This is a genomic window from Lentilactobacillus kefiri (genome assembly GCF_007989105.1).
Classification (GTDB): Bacteria; Bacillota; Bacilli; order Lactobacillales; family Lactobacillaceae; genus Lentilactobacillus; species Lentilactobacillus kefiri.
In genome coordinates, this window is record NZ_BJVK01000038.1 from 1 (window position 1) to 17,933 (window position 17,933).

A 17,933-nucleotide genomic window follows, 5' to 3' on the forward strand; every position below is an offset into this window, starting at 1 on the left:
CCGTTTTTTTAGTTTCTATTTATTAAGAGTTTATTGATAAATCGTTATCCATTGTAGCCGCTTGAGACAACCGACCAGTCGCCGGTTGTTGCATCCATTTGTTCCAAGGCGCCGCTCGAAGTAACCCTGAAGCTGGCAACTTGTGGATTGGTTCCGGAATCGACGCCGCTCTTCTTGAAGGCTGCTGCATTATGGTTCTCCAATACGTTCACGTACATCTGCCCATTCTTCATTTGTGGCATGTAAGTGAAATCGGTGGATTCAACGTTCATGTTTGGATACTTGGCTTTTACATAAGGCCAAATCCAATTAACAACCTGTTGATCGGTTAAATGACTGGTAGTCGTATTTGCCGTTGATCCACTAACTGCAGCGGAACCAGATTGAGAAGTTACGGCTGACGATTCTGATGCTGACGTTGTTGGGCTGGTAGCCGATTGTGACATTGTCAAAGACGATGAAGTTAAGCCGTCGACTTTGATTTCATTGTTGCCCATGACTGAAATGCTGTAAACAACTGGCGTTTCATTGCTGTCATATGATTTCAAGACGTAGTTGTCACCATCTTGTTTGTATGAAACGTTGGTTGTCTTATTGGCCGTCTCAGAGTTGTAAAGCCGGTGATTGGTGTCGTATTCATTAACGAAACTGCTGGTAGCAGTCGATGTAATGTTTAGAAATTGCTTGGTAAATGGCAACTTCTGAGCATCATTACCGGAATTATTTGTAAAGTCGGTTGCCCAAGTTCCTTGAACCGCTTGAGGTGCACCAGTTTGCCACTGGCCGGAAACCTTTGCGTCCGCAAGCACAAAGTTATTATTGACGTTGTGATAGGCGGCATTCACGGTGTAAGCCTGATGGCCGCCGTTAATCCAATTGAACTTCATATTGTATGATTTGTTCTTGTTGCTGACCATTGAAAAGTTATAAACATCATTTTGGCCGGTTGATTTCAATGATTTAATTTGGCTGTTATCAATGGTGCCGTCATCTTGCGAGGTTAATTTCCAGTACCATTGGCCGCCTTTTTTATAAAATTGGGAATATAGCTGATCACCATTGGAACTTTGCGAATCGTCAGGCACTTTGGCCTTGGCGGGTGATAATAGATTGTTTAATTTAGTTGAGCTGCTGGGTGCAGTCGAGGCATCCTCTTTGTCAGCCTGCTTATGGCCACAGCCCGCCAGTAAGAGAACTCCTGTCAGACTGATACCGATTAAAGGTAGAATTTTCTTCATGTTGTGAACCCCCTGTCGCCTTCATTATACCAGAGCTTGGCAGTATCACGCGTTCACATTTTCTTCAAATTTGTCAGATATAATCAAATAAATTAGGTGTGGAGGTGATCGCGTGCTGGACAAATTATTCAAACAACATCCTTACGTGGCCGCATGGGGAACTCTTGAGCTTATGTACCTTGTCAGCCTCGTTGTATGGGCCGTGCTGAGTTCCGGCAATTTTAGCAATGTATTTGTTGCAGGATTTCTCATTCCAAGTGTCATTTGTTCCGCCATTATCTGGACTGGTTGGAAACGGAAGCATTAATTCTTTCTTGAATCCAGTTCAACATGGGGTATATACTTTTTAATGTTTTGAAGGGATATTTAATCCAAATTGGAGTGGACAGAATGAATTTAAAGCAGCATCAAGAATGGCTGGTTGATTTTTATAAAAGACGGGATTGGTATCAATACTCTTCCTTCATCCGGCTGAACTTTTTAACTGAAGAAGTGGGTGAACTGTCACGGGCAATCCGGGCAATTGAAATTGGTCGCGATCACCCCGGGGAACATGAAACAGCCGCTGAGCGTGAATATAATCTTCACGAGGAGTTAGCCGATGTAATGGATCAGGTTCTGATTCTATGTGATAAGTACGATGTCGATCCTGATAGTTTGATGGCATTCAGTGAAAAGAAATTGAAAAAGCGATTTAATGAAAAATAAGCCGTGGGCAGAGATTCCTGCTCACGACTTTTTGGTTATAAATCTTCACTGACATTGTTAAAATATTCAACCGAATAATGACTGCCATCCCAATTAACCTTGGTCACGCTGCCGTTCTTAGTGGAAACGTCGACCGGAATATCACTCCACTTGGCAACCACGTTTCGAATCAGCGTTCCATGAGTAGCCAACAGAATTTTGTCGCCATCATTGGCTTTGGCAACCACATCGTCAATTGCTGGTTTAAGCCGTTTCCAGAACGTTTCGCCACTTTCGGCATCCTTGTACGGATCCGCAGCGGCAATGATGTCCTCGGCCTTACTGATACCAAATTTGGCAATCAGGCCATGAAAAGAATCAATGCCCATGGGGCCGGCAATCGTATGCCAGGTTTTCACGTCATCTTCACCTTCATAGTAACCAAAGTTCAATTCACGAAAAGCGGCTACTGGAATCGGCTGCTTTATTTTAGATGGATTTTCTTTTAAAATTAATGCACCGGTTTTCATTGCTCGGGAGGTATCACTGCTGTATGCGGCATCAAATGGAATTGTCTTTAGGCGCTTGCCTGCATCAATTGCGTCTTCGATTCCCTTGTCAGTTAATGGGGAGTCAATGACACCTTGAATCCGATGGTATTTGTTAAGAAATGTCTGGCCGTGTCGAACAAAATAAAGTGAAATCGTCATAAGTGTTCCTCCTAAGTATACAGGTATTTAAAACAACTAAATTATATCATACTATATCAGATAACATTCAGGTATACCAATCACAAATTCAAGCGATGGGTGAGTAACCTTGGAAGCCAAAAGATAATGTTTTTTGAATTGATAACGGTTTTATGCTAAACTGTTAAGTCAAGTTATAGGGGGTAAATAATGGCTGATAATATCAAAGCACAAGAACAACATCACTTGGACCACGTTATTAAAGAGATTCATATTTCACAAAAAGACCTTGAACAAAAGATCAAGGCAACTAAACGTGATGTAAAAGATATTAATCGTAACTTCAGTAACGATGTCCGTCTCAAAACTGAGACCTATAGCGGAATGATGGAAACTGCCATGTCGATTCGGCAGCAACAGCAGATGCTTTCTGAACGTGAAAATCGCCAGGAACACGCCGCCCGGGAACTTGGGACTCTCAACAAGCTTGAGAAGAACCCTTATTTCGCGCGGATTGACTTCCGTGAAGGTGACGAAAAACGTGATGAAACCATCTATATTGGGATGGCTTCGTTTACCGACCAGCCTGACCACTACCTGATTTATGACTGGCGGGCACCAATCTCAAGTATTTACTATAACGGTGGCATCGGCGACGTCAGTTATATGACCCCGGATGGTGAACAAACCGTTGATGTGAAGTTAAAGCGTCAATTCCAAATTGAAAATTCAAAAATTAAGACCGTGTTTGACACCGAAGAAGTTGTTGGTGATCAAATGCTGTTGGATGCCTTAAGCAATCGCTCCGATACCAAGATGAAGAGTATCGTCACGACCATTCAAAAGGAACAGAACCAGATTATCCGGGATACCAGTTCTGAACTGCTGTTTGTCCAAGGATCAGCCGGTTCCGGAAAAACGGCTGCGGTCCTTCAACGGGTTGCTTTCCTGTTGTATCAATATCGTGGCAACCTGCATTCAGGCCAGATTATTTTGTTCTCGCCCAACCAGTTGTTCAATGACTACATCAATCAGGTTCTTCCTGAATTGGGTGAACAAAACATGGTCCAGATGACTTTTTATCAGTACAGCTCTCACAGACTGCCAAGTGTTCAAGTGGAAACTTTGTCAGAACGCTTCACTGAACAGTTGGATAAACAGGCTCAAAAGCTCAACGATATCAAGGGGAGCCTGGATTACTTCAAGGCGGTCAGTGCATACGCCAACCATTTGAATAAAGAAGACATGCGCTTTGGAAATCTGATGTTCAATGGCCAAGTACTGATTCCAAAAGAAAAAATTGAAGAAATCTATTACGGCTTTAATGAAAATTACAACCTGCGTAACCGACTGGATTATACGAAAGAGGAATTGATGAAAATCCTCAATCGCAAGATTCATGTCGAAATGAAGAAAAAATGGGTTGAAGAAGCCGTTCAAAACTTATCACGGGAAGAAATTCAGCAATTCCACAAAGAGGGCGAAGAAGAGATCCTGAATTCGGATAAAGAATTCAAGTTCCTTGCCCGTCGAATTGTGATTAAATCATTTAGAAAAGTTCAGCGTCAGATTCAACGGAACCACTGGTTGAGTATCAATAATCAATTCATTCACATGTTGCGGGCCATTCCAAAGATTATCAAGTTGAGCAAATTTGATATCACCGACGAGGCCTGGTCGGAAGAGATTAAGGCAACCATTGGCCGTTTGAAGAAGGGGCGTCTATCATTGGCAGATGCTTCGTCATACATTTACCTGTATGATTTAATGACCGGTAAACGTGGTGACAAAGACATCCGCTATCTCTTTATTGATGAAGTTCAAGATTACTCGGCTTTCCAACTGGCTTTTCTGAAGTTCAGCTTCCCACGAGCTCGATTTACATTGCTGGGCGATTTAAACCAAGCAATCTTTACTCATGAAAACAGCCGCAAGCTGTTGGGCGAGTTGGGCAGCATGTTCCCTGAAGATAAGACCCGGGTTGTTCAGTTAACCAAGTCTTATCGTTCAACCGAACAGATTACCAACTTTACCAAGAATCTGCTTACCAATGGTGAAAACATCATTCCGTTTAACCGTCAGGGCGATTTGCCCCATATTTACGTGAATAATGGGATGGATGAAGCTGTTGAACAAGTTAAAAAGCAGTCTGATCTCAATTTGGCTGACCACGAGACCACTGCGATCATTGGCAAAACCCTCAAGGAATGTAAAGAATTAAGCGGTAAATTATCCGAAGTGGGCGTTAAATCCACTTTGATCCGCACCGAAAACCAACGTTTGGTAAAAGGTGTCATCGTGGTACCATCTTATCTCGCCAAAGGATTGGAATTTGACAGCGTCATTATGTGGGATGCTTCGAAAGATTGTTATCCTGATGAAAGCGACCGTCAGCTTGTGTACACGATTTGTACCCGGGCAATGCATCGATTGACCGTGGTTGCGATCAAGAACTTGTCACCAATTTTTGATACGGTACCCAAGGACGAATATTTACTTAACTAATAAATGATCGGATCGTAATGGTCCGATCTTTTTGTAATCAAATTGTGAATCCGCTTTAACACGGATTTTATTCTAAATGTTATACTGGTTGGGTTAAGTAAAGTTAATCGGAGAAAAAGCATGGATGATTTAATAAACTATTATTCATTCACTAAAGATGAGTGGAAACATTTTAATAATGACAATGAAATTGATTTACCCCTGACTTCCAACGAATTGGGGCATATTAAAGCCTTTAATGATCAAATTTCATTACAGGATGTGGCGGACATTTACAAGCCATTGGTGCATATGATTCGTCTGCAAAAAAACAATTTTGATAAGTGGCAGACCACCAAGGCCCGATTCTTACGGAAGCGGGTTCGAACGGTGCCATTTATTATCGGGATTTCCGGTAGTGTGGCTGTTGGTAAATCAACGACTGCCCGTGTGTTGGAAGAATTACTTTCCAATTACTTCACGGGTGAGTCAATCAAGCTGATTACGACCGATGGATTTTTATATTCCAATGCGGAATTAAAAAAGCGGGGAATCTATGACAAGAAAGGATTTCCCGAAAGTTATGATATGCGGAAACTGATTGCCTTTTTAAATGAGGTTAAGTCGGGTGTTCCGGTCACAAAATCACCGGTCTATTCGCATCAGAGCTATGATATTATTCCAAATCGATTTGATTTGGTCGATCGGCCGGATGTTTTGATTGTTGAAGGGATCAACACGTTGCAGCTTCCAAGCAACGAACAGATTTATGTTAGTGATTTTACTGACTTTTCAATTTATATGGATGCCGATACCCAATTAATTGAGAAGTGGTACCTGGAACGGTTTGGCCGATTGATGGACACCGCCTTTCAGGATCCCGATAATTATTATTATGATTACGCCCAAGGCGATCGGGAAGAAGCTTTTGCCATAGCCCGCAAGGTTTGGGATACAATTGATCTTCCCAACCTTCGAGCAAATATCCTGCCAACTCGTTCCCGAGCTGATATGATAATGCATAAGACGGACAATCATTTGATCGATCGATTGTACCTGAGAAAATATTAATGTACGGATTTTCAGAATAATGTTGACCAAACATAGGTGAATCGTTTATTATTTATGTAAGAACTTTGAAAGGGTGTATGATTTGGCAAACGTTGACTTATCAAGCTTCGATAAGATTTTAGTGCTGGATTTCGGTAGTCAGTATAACCAACTGATTACAAGGCGAATCCGTGATTTAGGCGTATATTCAGAACTTAAATCACACGCATTGTCCGCAAAACAGATCAAAGACATGAACCCCAAAGGAATTATTTTCTCTGGTGGTCCAAATAGTGTGTACGAAGATGGCGCTTTGAAGGTTGATCCAGACATCTTTAAGCTGGGAATTCCAATTCTTGGAATTTGTTATGGAATGCAGATTATGGCATATACCCTTAATGGGGAAGTGGAGAAGGCTGATGACTCGGAATACGGTCATGCAGATATTCAAATCACTTCAGACGATGCCGTTTTGTTTAAAGGTTTGCCAAGAGAGCAGCCGGTATGGATGAGTCACGGGGATCTGGTTAATGAAGTACCAGCCGGATTTACTTCTGTGGCAACCAGCCGTAACTGTCCGATCTCTGCTATGCAGGATACTGACCGTAATTTCTACGGAATCCAATTCCATGCTGAAGTTCGAAATACTAAGTATGGTAACGAAATTTTGAAGAATTTTGCTTTCAATGTCTGCCACGCAGAAGCAAACTGGTCAATGGATGACTTCATTGACTTGCAGATTGAACATATCAGAAAAGAAGTTGGCGACAAGAAGGTCCTCTTGGGACTTTCCGGTGGTGTCGACTCCAGTGTTGTTGGTGTCCTTTTGCATAAAGCAATTGGTAAACAGCTGACAAGTATCTTTGTTGACCACGGTTTGTTGCGTAAGAACGAAGCCGATGAAGTCATGGATAGTCTGGTTGGCAAGTTTGGCTTGAACATCATCAAAGTTGATGCTCAAGACCGTTTCTTAACCAAGCTGAAAGGCGTTTCCGATCCTGAAAAGAAGCGGAAGATCATTGGTAACGAGTTTATTCAAGTGTTCAACGATGAAGCAAAGAAGCTTCATGGAATTGACTTTCTTGCCCAGGGAACCCTGTATACCGATGTTGTTGAAAGTGGGACTGATACCGCTCAAACAATCAAGTCTCACCATAACGTTGGTGGATTGCCAAAAGACATGAAGTTTAAATTAATCGAGCCTTTGAACACCTTGTTCAAAGATGAAGCTCGGGCAATTGGTGAAAAGTTGGGAATGCCTGATAACCTTGTTTGGCGTCAGCCATTCCCAGGACCAGGACTTGGTATTCGAGTTCTTGGTGAAGTTACTCCAGAAAAGTTGCGAATTGTTCGTGACAGTGACTGGGTTCTTCGAGATGAAATCAAAAAGGCCGGCTTGGACCGCGACATTTGGCAATACTTCACTGTCCTACCAGGATTTAGAAGTGTTGGTGTAATGGGCGATGGCCGAACTTATGATTACACGATCGCCATTCGTGGTGTTAACTCCGTTGATGGTATGACGGCTGACTTTGCCCGAATCCCTTGGGATGTTCTTCAGAATATTTCCACTCGGATCGTAAACGAAGTTGATGGAATCAACCGAGTAGTGTATGACATTACGAGCAAGCCACCTGCAACTATCGAATGGGAATAAGCTTTTAGCTTATCTCATATTTCAAAATGTTATTAATAAGGAACAGCAATTTGGAATTTCCAAATTGCTGCTCCTTTTCTTTTGGTTACTGATTTAACATGGCAACTCCAGCTGCCAGATATGTTGCAAATAACAACCATGCCAGGTAAGGAACCAATACCCAGCCGGCAATTTGACTCAGCGGCATCATCCGTCGGATTAAGTCGGCAACGATAATATCCATGACCGCAATCAGAATAAAGCCAATTGTGAACATGTCACCTGTAAAGAAGACAATCGTCCAAATGAAGTTTAATAATAGCTGACCCAAAAATAAATAAACGTTTATCTGGTTGTTTTGGCGATCGTTCCAAATGATGTAGCCGGCGATTCCAATGAGTAGATAAAGGATTGGCCAAACAATTCCGAATACGACCCCGGATGGTGAAAACGGCGGTAATGTGAGTGAATTGTACATTGCCCGAATATTACCTGACAAAAGTGCGGATCCCATGCCGATGATTTCCACCAAGACGATCCAAAAGGCCACTTCGAACCAATTAATTGTTGATTTGATAGACACGATAAAATCTCCCTTGTTATCAAAAAATACATCTAAAGTGTTAGCAAACTGATTACATGATGGTAATCCTGCTTGCAACTCTATACTAACGCTAAATCAACGGGGCGGTGATTTGGCGACTGAATTTTGACTTTTTTAAAGACGGATCAGAAATCCTTCGTATGTAACTATTAAGAAGAGAAATTGATTGTAGGAGAGTTGTAAACCATGAAAAAATGTAAAAATATTGTCAGATATCCGGCCGTCTTTGATCCTGATCGGCAAAATGGGAACGTTAAGGTGACTTTTCCGGATGTTAAAGCTATCGCCGTTGTGGGAGAGGACGTTGATTGTGCGGCAAAAACTGCCAGCACGGAACTTGGAAAGGTCTTGATTAAGCAGGGGATTCTGCCGCACATTACCCCAGTTTCCGACATTGAATTAATTGATGATCAGTATGTTGTTGAGATTTCTGTGGATCTGGATGAAGCCAAACGGCAAATTAAAAACTTGACGGTTCGAAAGAACACCACGATTCCAGCTGATTTGGATAGAAAGGCCAGGGAAGCTGGAATCAATTTCAGTGCCGTCTTAACCGAAGCTTTACGGAAGAAGTTGGGTGAGTTATAAGAAATCTGAGCCACGAAAGCGTCAATATATTTTGATTCAATTTAGAAGCCCATACAAACAAGCGGATTTTGATGTTAGAATATAACTCATACATAATGAGTGAGGTGCAGAATGAATTTAATTTCAAAATATTGGCAGCAACTTAACATCAAAGCGACTGAGTTAATCGGGGTGGCTGTAGGGGCATTCATTTATTCAATGACGTACCAATACCTGCTTTTGCCATCCCATCTTGGTGAAGGCGGTGCAATGGGAATTACTGCATTGCTATACTATGCCTTTGGCGTTCCATCCTATCTCTCCAACTTACTTATTAACGTTGTACTGATTGCCATTGGTTATAAGCTGTTCGAAAAGAAGACGACTTACCTGACAATTTGGGCAATTGCCTGGATGACGGTTTTCCTAAAAATACCGGTCTTCTATCATTACCATACGACACAGGTGATCGTTCCGACACTTCTCGCAGGTGCGTTGACAGGAATTTCGATTGGATTGATTTTTCGATACAATGGGACAATTGCCGGAGATACCATCATCGGGAAAATTTTGAATTATTTCTTTGGCATCTCAGTTGGTACCGGGAGCTTGATTTTCGATTTGTTTATTGTATTCCCGTTTATTATGCTGATTGGTTTTACCAACACGGTTTTGACAGTCATTTATCTGTACGTTTATTCAATCTTCACCAACCAGTTCTTGGCAAATATCGGCGCAAAGAAAGCGGTATTGGTAGTTTCACCGAAGTATCGGCAGATTGCGGTGACAATTTCAAACGAACTGAATCAGGAAATGACCATTTTTAACGGAACCGGATATTATAGTGATGCCGATCAGCACATGCTGTACATGATCGCAAGTCCACGACGAGTGACCAAGTTGGTCCCGATTATTGAAAAAGAGGATAAGAATGCATTGATTGTGGTTGAAAACATTCGCAGTGCCCGTGGTTTGGATATGCGAAGGATTCTTTAACTGGGATCGTGATGAACCTTTTAATACGCACAAACAGGCAGGTAAAATCAATGACTGATTTTACCTGCCTGTTTTTTATTTATAATTTCAAAAAATATTAAGCAAATGAAGTAGCGACACTACCAACCACGATTAAGACAATTCCGGCGATCGTATATAGCATCTCGCGGTGACTCTTCTTTTCATGTAGGATCAGGATTCCGCCAAATGTGGCAATAATGACACTCAACTGTGTCCAGATAAATGCAGAGGTATTTCCGTTTGCCTGAGCTGAGTAAATGTAAGAAAGAGCTGCAATCCCCCAGAGCAAGCCGGCGGTAATATTCAAGTATTGTTCACGCTGTTTGAATGATTGGCGATCAGTGAACAGGCCGTAGATAACGGCACCAATCAGGATTCCCATCATTTCTGGCAAAAAGATGGATGTTCCGCTTTGGGCTTTAATAATTGGAATGTTTGGAAATGATGAATAGATCTAGTAACCAACAGTCGTTGCAAGCAGGAACAGAGCGTCTTTCAAAGTGATCTTACCTGACTTCTCGTCACTGACGGAAGTCATTAAGGCACCACCGATTACAATAATCAGGGCAATAATCCCGATAATCTTTGAATTGGTCCCCTGCCAATCGCCAAATATCAGAACACCCAGAATTGAGTTACCAACCAATTGAAAGACGGTTGATAGTGGGTAGGTGTTTGAAACACCGATTCGTTTGAATGAAATAAATTGGCCAATTTGACCGATTGTCCATAAAGCGCCACAGACCATCGCAAATACAAACGCGGTCCAGTTCACAACGGGGCGGTTAATCAAAAAGACAATTCAGCCAATAATCGTTGTTCCGGCACCAATTCCAAAAATTTGGTTAGACGGTGATCCCCCAACTTTTCCAGTAATGAGGGGCATTAAGCCCCAACCAAGAGCAGGAAGCAATGCAATAATTAAATTCATAATCAATATTCTCCTTTTTAGGTAAAGCAATTATGTTATTTGTGATCCTACTTATAATACCCCTTATGAAATAAATTTTCTATACAAACGGTTACATTGTTTAAAAAAACATAAAAAATAAGAGAAACCATCATTTTGGTCTCTCTTTTGTAAATAACTTTCACACTCTTAATGTCGATTATTATAATTTGCCACCTGAGCTTGCTGATACAACATATAAACGCCATAAATTGCTGCAGCTATCAGGCCAACGATCAGGAGCTTGGAGAAAATTAGAATTCCTAGTAAAAGGAAAACCAGCCAAGCTGACATTTTGATAAATAGCCAACTGATTTTGAAAACCAGTGATGCAAAAATGATGAGTAAGATTAGTCCCGTGATCATGGCGGTCATCCCTTTCATATTAACCGAGTTGATTTCTACATTTAATTTATCACATCTTTGCCAAGATGCAATAGAAGATTTCTTTTAATTTCACTTGTGGCTGCGATGCATTTGTTCGTATTGACCGCGCATCCTTAGCGGCAAAATATTCGTGACGACAACTGCCAGAATGATGAGGCAAACCCCAATGATTTGGGCGACCGTAACCGATTCGCTTAACAGAATAAATGCAAACACAACTGAGGACGGCAATTCCAAAGACGAAATAATCGGTCCAATTCCCAACGATAGATGGGGCATGAAGAATGAAAAGCAGGTGAGGGGCAGCAGCATGGCGAAAAATGCCGTAATGCCACCCCATTGAAGGCCGGTCATCAGATGATTGGTCGGGAGAATGGTCGGAACCCATATGACCAGGATGACAATTAGGGCACCGCCACTCATGAGTTGAGCTTTGGTGAGGGGATGCAGATTTTCCCCAATGTTTCCGGTGAATTGAATGGTTAAGGCATATGCCAGCGCAGATAAGAAGCTGAGCCCCATTCCTTTCCATGAAACATTTTGCTGAAGGGGAAAGAGCCCGGTTGCCAATACGGTGCCGAGCAAGATGGTGATGACACTGATCGTTTGGGTAATGGTGGGAAGCTTACGGTGAAGCAAACAGGAAAGGGCAATTGACAGCCAAACCGACTGCATCATCATGACCGCGGCGATGGCAACCGGAACGTACGATAAAGACAACAAATAAAATGTGTTGGTAAAGCCCATCGAAGTGCCGAGGCGATTACCAGCCATTTCAGCTTTTTGTCTGGAACGTTACGAAACTGTGGGCTTAAGCAGAAGCGTCCCAAGGTGAAAATGATAAATGCAATCGAAAATGTCATTGTTAAGAGCAGTCCATCAGTTACGTGATCGGCACGGGCCATTTTAAAAAGTGAGCCGGGGATCCCATAGCTGATAGCACCAAGCGCAACAAATAACGGTGCATAATGTTTCAAGAAATCGTCTCCCAACTAAATAAACCATGAACATTTCAAATTCATGGTTCACCAGGTTAATTTTTGGTGTTGTTAAGGGTTTTGAAATTGTGTTTCAAAGTTGGCCAAACCAACCGGTCAGCGGTTTGAATGATCAAGCCGTTACAAAGAATTGAGAAAATGGTTCCGATATTGACTGCGTATAAATTCTTAGTGACCGCAAATGAAATGGCCATTGCGACGATGGGTGGCACAAAGTCGACTAATTGTGCAGCCACCGCACTTTTCTTCAGGTACATAAACCGGAGGATATTTGTGGTATCGTCATTTGGATGCATCAGAATGTTTGCCCGCTGATACAGTGAAATTGCTGTACAGAAGAAGACAATTCCCAAGCATGACAAGATGGCTCTGACAACAATTGGCAGCCCGCCAATTCCCACCGCGGTAAAGAAGTTGGCAAAGATATTAACAAAATAGCTGAAGAAGCAAACGTAACAAATCTCGCCGACAAACCGCGGCCAGTCCCAATAACGGATTAAGAATTGATTGGTGACGGTATTTAGGAAGCCGATGATAAATAAAATAATGCCGACATTTACTCCAAGCCAGTGACTATAATTAACAGCCGAGGCGGTCCAGACAGCACTCCCATGTTGGCTGAAATTGTCAATGCGTTTCCAAAAGCGTTCAAAAGAAGGCCGGAGATCAAGCCGGTCCAACGCTGAGCTTGTGTATTTTGAATGATAATCCCCCCAGCGGCAACATTTACTTGCTTAAAAATAAAATGTCAGCATCTGATTGGCTGACATAGTACACAAACAAGCTGCCTTCGTATCAATAATTCTCATCAATTTAAAGTATACAGACTATCAATATGCCAATCAAGATACAGGCAAATGGACGGATATTTTACCCACGATCTTTCTCATAGTCGTATAATATAATTAATCAAATTCTCAAGGAGGCAACTCATGGCAGAACAAATCACGCATTTTTATGATAAATTTCAACCAAGTCATTACAGTATTTATTTGGATATTAATCGGGAAAGCAAACAATTTTCCGGAACCTCTACCATTACCGGTGAGGCTAAAACGCAGTCAATCTCCATTCATCAAAAATTTTTGAATATTGAATCGGTGACTGCTGACGGATCAGATGTTTCATTTACGACCGACGATGATAATGAAGCAATTAGTATCGATCTGCCTAAGACCGGTGAGGTTACTTTGGCAATTAAGTTCAATGCCAAATTAACTGATACCATGATGGGCATTTATCCTTCATATTATGAAGTTGATGGGGTTAAGAAGCAGATTATTGGGACGCAATTTGAAACCACTGCGGCCCGCCAAGCCTTCCCATGTGTTGATGAACCTGAAGCCAAGGCTACTTTTGACCTGGCAATCAAATTTGACGAGCACGACGGCGAAACCATTATCAGTAACATGCCTGAAATTAAGACTGAAAATGGCGTTCATTACTTCGATACAACCTTGAGAATGTCCACATACCTGATTGCCTTTGGCTTCGGCGAGCTTCAAAGCAAACAGACAACAACCAAGAGCGGGGTCAAAGTTGGCGTATTCGCAACCAAAGCCCACAAGGCCGACGAACTCGACTTTGCCTTGGACATTGCCAAACGCTCAATCGAATTTTACGAGGACTTCTATCAGACACCATACCCACTGCCACATTCATGGCAGTTGGCCCTTCCTGACTTCTCTGCAGGCGCTATGGAAAACTGGGGTCTGGTTACCTACCGTGAAGCTTACCTATTGTTAGACCCAAAGAATACGTCATTTGAAATGAAACAATTGGTTGCAACTGTGATTGCCCATGAGCTTGCCCATCAATGGTTTGGTGATCTCGTCACGATGAAGTGGTGGGATGATCTGTGGTTAAACGAAAGTTTTGCCAACATGATGGAGTACGTTGCGATTGATGCCATCGAACCTGATTGGCATATTTGGGAAGTCTTCCAGACCTCTGATGTGCCATCAGCACTTCAACGGGATGCCACTGACGGTGTTCAGTCCGTCCACGTGAATGTTGAAAATCCGGCCGAAATTGATTCATTATTTGATCCAGCAATTGTTTATGCCAAAGGTGCCAGAATGCTGTTCATGGCACGGGCACTTGTTGGTGACGATGCTTTAAGAAAAGGTCTCAAGAATTACTTTGCCGCTCATAAATTCCATAATGCCACCGGTGATGATCTCTGGTCAGCCTTGGGTGATGCATCCGGGATGGATGTTGGTGCAATCATGAAGACTTGGCTTGACCAACCCGGTTATCCAGTTATCACTGCCAAGTTGACGGATGGCAAACTTACCTTAACCCAGAATCAATTCTTCATTGGCCAGGGTAAGGATGCCGACCGTAAATGGTCAATTCCGTTGAATAGTAACTACGATGAAGTTCCAACTCTGATGACCGACAAATCAATTACCATTGATCATTATGACCAGCTTCGTGCTTCACACGGAGAACCATTCTTGCTAAATGTCGGCAACAACTCGCACTTTATTATTCAATACGACGTTGATTTAATGAAAGATATTTTGGAGAATGTTGATCAATTGGACGATATTTCTCAACTTCAAATTATTCAGGATCTCAGATTGTTGGCAGACGGCCGCAAGACTTCTTATGCCTACCTGGCACCATTACTGCCACAATTTGCAGACAGCCATTCCAACATTGTCAATGCTGCCCTTTATCGGGTTGCCAACAACTTGAAAAAGTTTGTTGCCCCTAAGTCGGCTGAAGAAAAGACACTCAAACAGTTCTTCAATAAATTAAGTGCCGGTCAGCTCGCTCGATTGGGATTTGCGCCTAAAGACGGGGAGTCAAACGACGATCAGTTAACCCGCCCATACATTTTAAGTGCGGCGTTGTATGCTGAAAATGCCGATGCGATGGCTTCTGCTCACTCCTTATTTAAAGAAAATGAGCAACAACTGGGAAGCCTTTCAGCTGATATTCGGGTTTTTGTTCTTCGAAATGAAGTCAAGAACTTTGGCAGTGAAGAATTATTTGATAATCTTTTGGAAGATTACCGACAAACTTCTGATGCCAGCTACAAGCAGGATATTCGTGCAGCCCTTACCGTTACCACGGATCCAAAGCTGATTGCCAAGTTGATTGGTAAGTTTGAAGATGCCAATACAATCAAGCCCCAAGACCTTCGTGCCTGGTACCGTGGCGTGTTGGCCAATGATGATGGTCAACAGGCTGCCTGGGATTGGATTCGCAATGACTGGCAGTGGCTTGAAGATACGGTCGGCGGTGATATGGAATTTGCTACTTATATTACGGTTACGGCTGGAATCTTCCATACAGGCAAACGTTTGGATGAATTCAAAGCCTTCTTCGAACCGAAGATCCCAACTCCTGGATTAACTCGGGAAATCAAGATGGATATTAGTATTATTGATAGTCGGGTTCAATTAGTTCAAGCTGAAAAAGACGATGTTAACAAAGCTATCGCCAAAGCTGTAAAATAACGATATCGATTGATTGAAAAAAAGTCTCGTTGAGTAAACGAGGCTTTTTTTATCGAAAATTGTTAATCGACGAAGCATTCCAATTTATTCATTAATGGTTGTAAAGCCTATGTTTTAGGAGTAATGTTACACATTTATAATATTACTGAAAAGAAGTAATGGTAGTCGCTCGGTAAAGCCATTTCAAGCTGTAATATATTAAAACGGCCCAAGCAGACTGCTTGTACTCAAGGTCATTCTGTCATATGTTGGGTAAGTGAATTAACGAAAATGTTTACCCGACTATATTGGGTTAAATAAATAAAAAATGCGGAGTGGTTTTGAATGAGTTTATTAAATAAAAAGGTACGGATTATTATCCTTTCGGTTCTGACAGTTATTTTGTCAGTTTCGTTTTTGGGAAGTGCAAAGGCATCAGCTGCAACAACTGTTATTCCTGATATTTCCGAATGGCAGGGCAAGCTGACTGCATCCAAAGTTTCTAATTTGAAGAGTCAGGTTTCTTTCATCATTAATCGTCGCCAGTATGGTGCCAACTATCAAGATAAGTACGCAACAAACAATACGAATCTTTACACCAAGTACGGCATTCCATTTGGTGAGTATGATTACGCAACCTTTACCAGTGCTGCAAGTGCCAAACATGAAGCCAACGTCTTTTACCAACATTCAAATAAGAACGCTAAATTCTACGTCCTTGATTACGAAGAAAATGACGTGACATCCGGATCAACCAACTCCGCAGTTAAAGCTTGGTACAACCAAATGCGTTCATTAACCGGTAAAAAATTGATTTTCTATTCTTACCAATCATTTGCAACTGCTCACGCCAACACCGCTCGAAAGAGTTTTGACGCTCAGTGGATCGCAAACTACTCATCCAAGCCAACAATTCAAACCGACTTGTGGCAGTATACCAACAAGAAATACGTTCCAGCTTTAAAAGAATCTGTTGATGCCAGCACCATTTTGAACTCAAGCAAACCAATTACTTGGTGGATCGGTGGTGCCCAATCAGCTGATACTTCAACTCCAACGTACTTTACAAGTGCAGTTACCAGCGTAACGACAACCAAGAAGATTTATTTATATGATTCGACAAGCTTCAAGAAATCTCACCGGGTTGTAACTGTTCAACCAGGAACCAAGGTTTCAGTAAGCGGCCTTCAAAAACGGTCGACCGGATCATATTACTTTGAAACTGCTGATGGTCGATACTTAACCGCCAACAAGAATTATGTGCAATAATATGAGCAAACATTTGGAGGTAAATCATGAAACTCTATAAATTAGGTGGCGTCCTATTACTGAGCCTGATCCTCGTCGGCTGTGGTAACGGTAATTCCAACAAGCAAAGTTCGAATAACGAATCTAAAACCGATATGCAAAACAGTAGCAGCTCATCAAACAGCTCAAGTTCATCCACTGAACAAAGCTCCGCAAGCCAACAGAGTGCAACTGCTACATCAGGTGCCAATAATTCTCAAGCAGACAGTCAGTCATATGATTTTGCATCATTGACCAAAGATTTATCAGCCAAATTGGCAGATACTTTGTTACCGCAAAATTCTGGCCTCGGTGAGACAAGTCAAAACGTTCATATCCGATATAACGGAAATTCTTCCAACAGCACTGTTTACTACAGTACCGGAAGCAATCCGTTGGCACTGAATGATGCCAGCATTAAAGGCGAAACGCCATATGCTGTTTTATCAAAGCGGACTTATTCCTCTGCTTCGCAAGCTCAAGGTCAACTTGATTACACGGCAGCCTCAGAAGTTAAAGGATTGCCTAAAGTAAACCTCGGTCATTCGATTGTTGGTCATACGCAGTCGGGTGCCGGCCAGCAGTACATTACTTGGAACGAAGGTAACTGGTCAATCAGTGTTCATGGAAGTCCAGTTAACAATACCACTCCAAAGAAGTTGGCGGTTTCAAGTGTCACGATGTTTAACAGTTATTCACTTCCTGCTCCAAATACCCAAGGAGTTGTGAAATTCAACGTTGGCAGTTCATCACAAGTCATTACTTGGCAAGACGGCAGCGTTGTTTACCGATTAAAAGCAAATGATCCAGCGGTTGCTATTCGGATGGCAGCCAGCATGAAATAATGATATTCAAAAGAGCTGAAGTGAAAACTTCGGCTTTTTTTATTGT

At 42.1% G+C, this 17,933-nt stretch carries 14 protein-coding genes and 2 pseudogenes; 10 read left to right on the plus strand and 6 right to left on the minus strand.

The genetic code is table 11. The features are described 5' to 3' along the window. Positions 1-44 precede the first annotated feature (44 nt). Positions 45-1,238 (minus strand): hypothetical protein, encoded by a 1,194-nt coding sequence (locus LKE01_RS09980; RefSeq protein WP_056982433.1) that lies wholly within the window; start codon positions 1,236-1,238, stop codon positions 45-47. 112 nt (positions 1,239-1,350) lie between these two features. Between LKE01_RS09980 and LKE01_RS09985 the strand changes: the two genes are divergently transcribed. Continuing rightward, positions 1,351-1,545 carry a hypothetical protein gene (locus LKE01_RS09985; protein WP_054769644.1) on the plus strand — a complete coding sequence of 65 codons (195 nt, stop codon included), beginning with the start codon at positions 1,351-1,353 and terminating at the stop codon, positions 1,543-1,545. 83 nt (positions 1,546-1,628) lie between these two features. After that, positions 1,629-1,946, plus strand: a complete 318-nt coding sequence (locus LKE01_RS09990) for a MazG nucleotide pyrophosphohydrolase domain-containing protein (protein WP_056982435.1) — start codon at positions 1,629-1,631, stop codon at positions 1,944-1,946. Positions 1,947-1,981: 35 nt separating this feature from the next. Here LKE01_RS09990 and LKE01_RS09995 read toward each other — a convergent pair whose 3' ends face one another. Further along, the gene (locus LKE01_RS09995; protein WP_056982436.1) at positions 1,982-2,635 is read right to left on the minus strand and encodes a histidine phosphatase family protein; all 654 of its coding nucleotides are present in this window, start codon (positions 2,633-2,635) and stop codon (positions 1,982-1,984) included. Between the two features lie 189 nt (positions 2,636-2,824). Between LKE01_RS09995 and helD the strand changes: the two genes are divergently transcribed. From helD to guaA, 3 genes are all read left to right on the plus strand, one after another. After that, positions 2,825-5,119 (plus strand): RNA polymerase recycling motor HelD, encoded by a 2,295-nt coding sequence (gene helD / locus LKE01_RS10000; protein WP_056982438.1) that lies wholly within the window; start codon positions 2,825-2,827, stop codon positions 5,117-5,119. Positions 5,120-5,239: 120 nt separating this feature from the next. Then, positions 5,240-6,169 carry a type I pantothenate kinase gene (gene coaA, locus LKE01_RS10005; protein WP_056982440.1) on the plus strand — a complete coding sequence of 310 codons (930 nt, stop codon included), beginning with the start codon at positions 5,240-5,242 and terminating at the stop codon, positions 6,167-6,169. 82 nt (positions 6,170-6,251) lie between these two features. Further along, complete coding sequence (guaA, locus tag LKE01_RS10010) at positions 6,252-7,805, plus strand: glutamine-hydrolyzing GMP synthase (RefSeq protein ID WP_056982442.1); 1,554 nt, start codon at positions 6,252-6,254, stop codon at positions 7,803-7,805. 85 nt (positions 7,806-7,890) lie between these two features. On the opposite strand, the gene LKE01_RS10015 is transcribed toward guaA, so the two are convergent. After that, positions 7,891-8,367 (minus strand): TspO/MBR family protein, encoded by a 477-nt coding sequence (locus LKE01_RS10015; protein WP_056982444.1) that lies wholly within the window; start codon positions 8,365-8,367, stop codon positions 7,891-7,893. A gap of 207 nt (positions 8,368-8,574) precedes the next feature. On the opposite strand from LKE01_RS10015, the gene LKE01_RS10020 reads away from it, so the two are divergent. Then, positions 8,575-8,976, plus strand: coding sequence for a type II toxin-antitoxin system CcdA family antitoxin (locus LKE01_RS10020; protein ID WP_054769643.1), 402 nt, complete (start codon positions 8,575-8,577; stop codon positions 8,974-8,976). A 111-nt stretch (positions 8,977-9,087) separates the two neighbouring features. Beyond that, positions 9,088-9,951: a YitT family protein gene (locus LKE01_RS10025; RefSeq protein ID WP_056982446.1), complete on the plus strand. Its 864-nt coding sequence runs from the start codon at positions 9,088-9,090 to the stop codon at positions 9,949-9,951. Positions 9,952-10,048: 97 nt separating this feature from the next. Here the strand turns inward: LKE01_RS10025 and LKE01_RS10030 are convergent. The 3 genes and pseudogenes from LKE01_RS10030 to LKE01_RS10045 form a co-directional block, all read right to left on the minus strand. Further along, a pseudogene (locus LKE01_RS10030) lies at positions 10,049-10,903 on the minus strand (GRP family sugar transporter). 474 nt (positions 10,904-11,377) lie between these two features. Then, positions 11,378-12,082: an EamA family transporter gene (locus tag LKE01_RS10040; RefSeq protein WP_225364689.1), complete on the minus strand. Its 705-nt coding sequence runs from the start codon at positions 12,080-12,082 to the stop codon at positions 11,378-11,380. 259 nt (positions 12,083-12,341) lie between these two features. Continuing rightward, positions 12,342-12,973, minus strand: a pseudogene (locus LKE01_RS10045) (DUF6198 family protein). A 265-nt stretch (positions 12,974-13,238) separates the two neighbouring features. Here LKE01_RS10045 and LKE01_RS10050 point away from each other — a divergent pair. From LKE01_RS10050 to LKE01_RS10060, 3 genes are all read left to right on the plus strand, one after another. Further along, positions 13,239-15,776, plus strand: coding sequence for a M1 family metallopeptidase (locus LKE01_RS10050; protein WP_056982450.1), 2,538 nt, complete (start codon positions 13,239-13,241; stop codon positions 15,774-15,776). A gap of 324 nt (positions 15,777-16,100) precedes the next feature. After that, on the plus strand, positions 16,101-17,024 hold the full coding sequence (locus tag LKE01_RS10055) for a GH25 family lysozyme (RefSeq protein WP_056982451.1): 924 nt from the start codon (positions 16,101-16,103) through the stop codon (positions 17,022-17,024). A 26-nt stretch (positions 17,025-17,050) separates the two neighbouring features. Beyond that, a complete protein-coding gene (locus tag LKE01_RS10060) occupies positions 17,051-17,887 on the plus strand; it encodes a hypothetical protein (RefSeq protein ID WP_056982453.1) in 837 nt (278 codons plus the stop codon). Positions 17,888-17,933 lie beyond the last annotated feature (46 nt).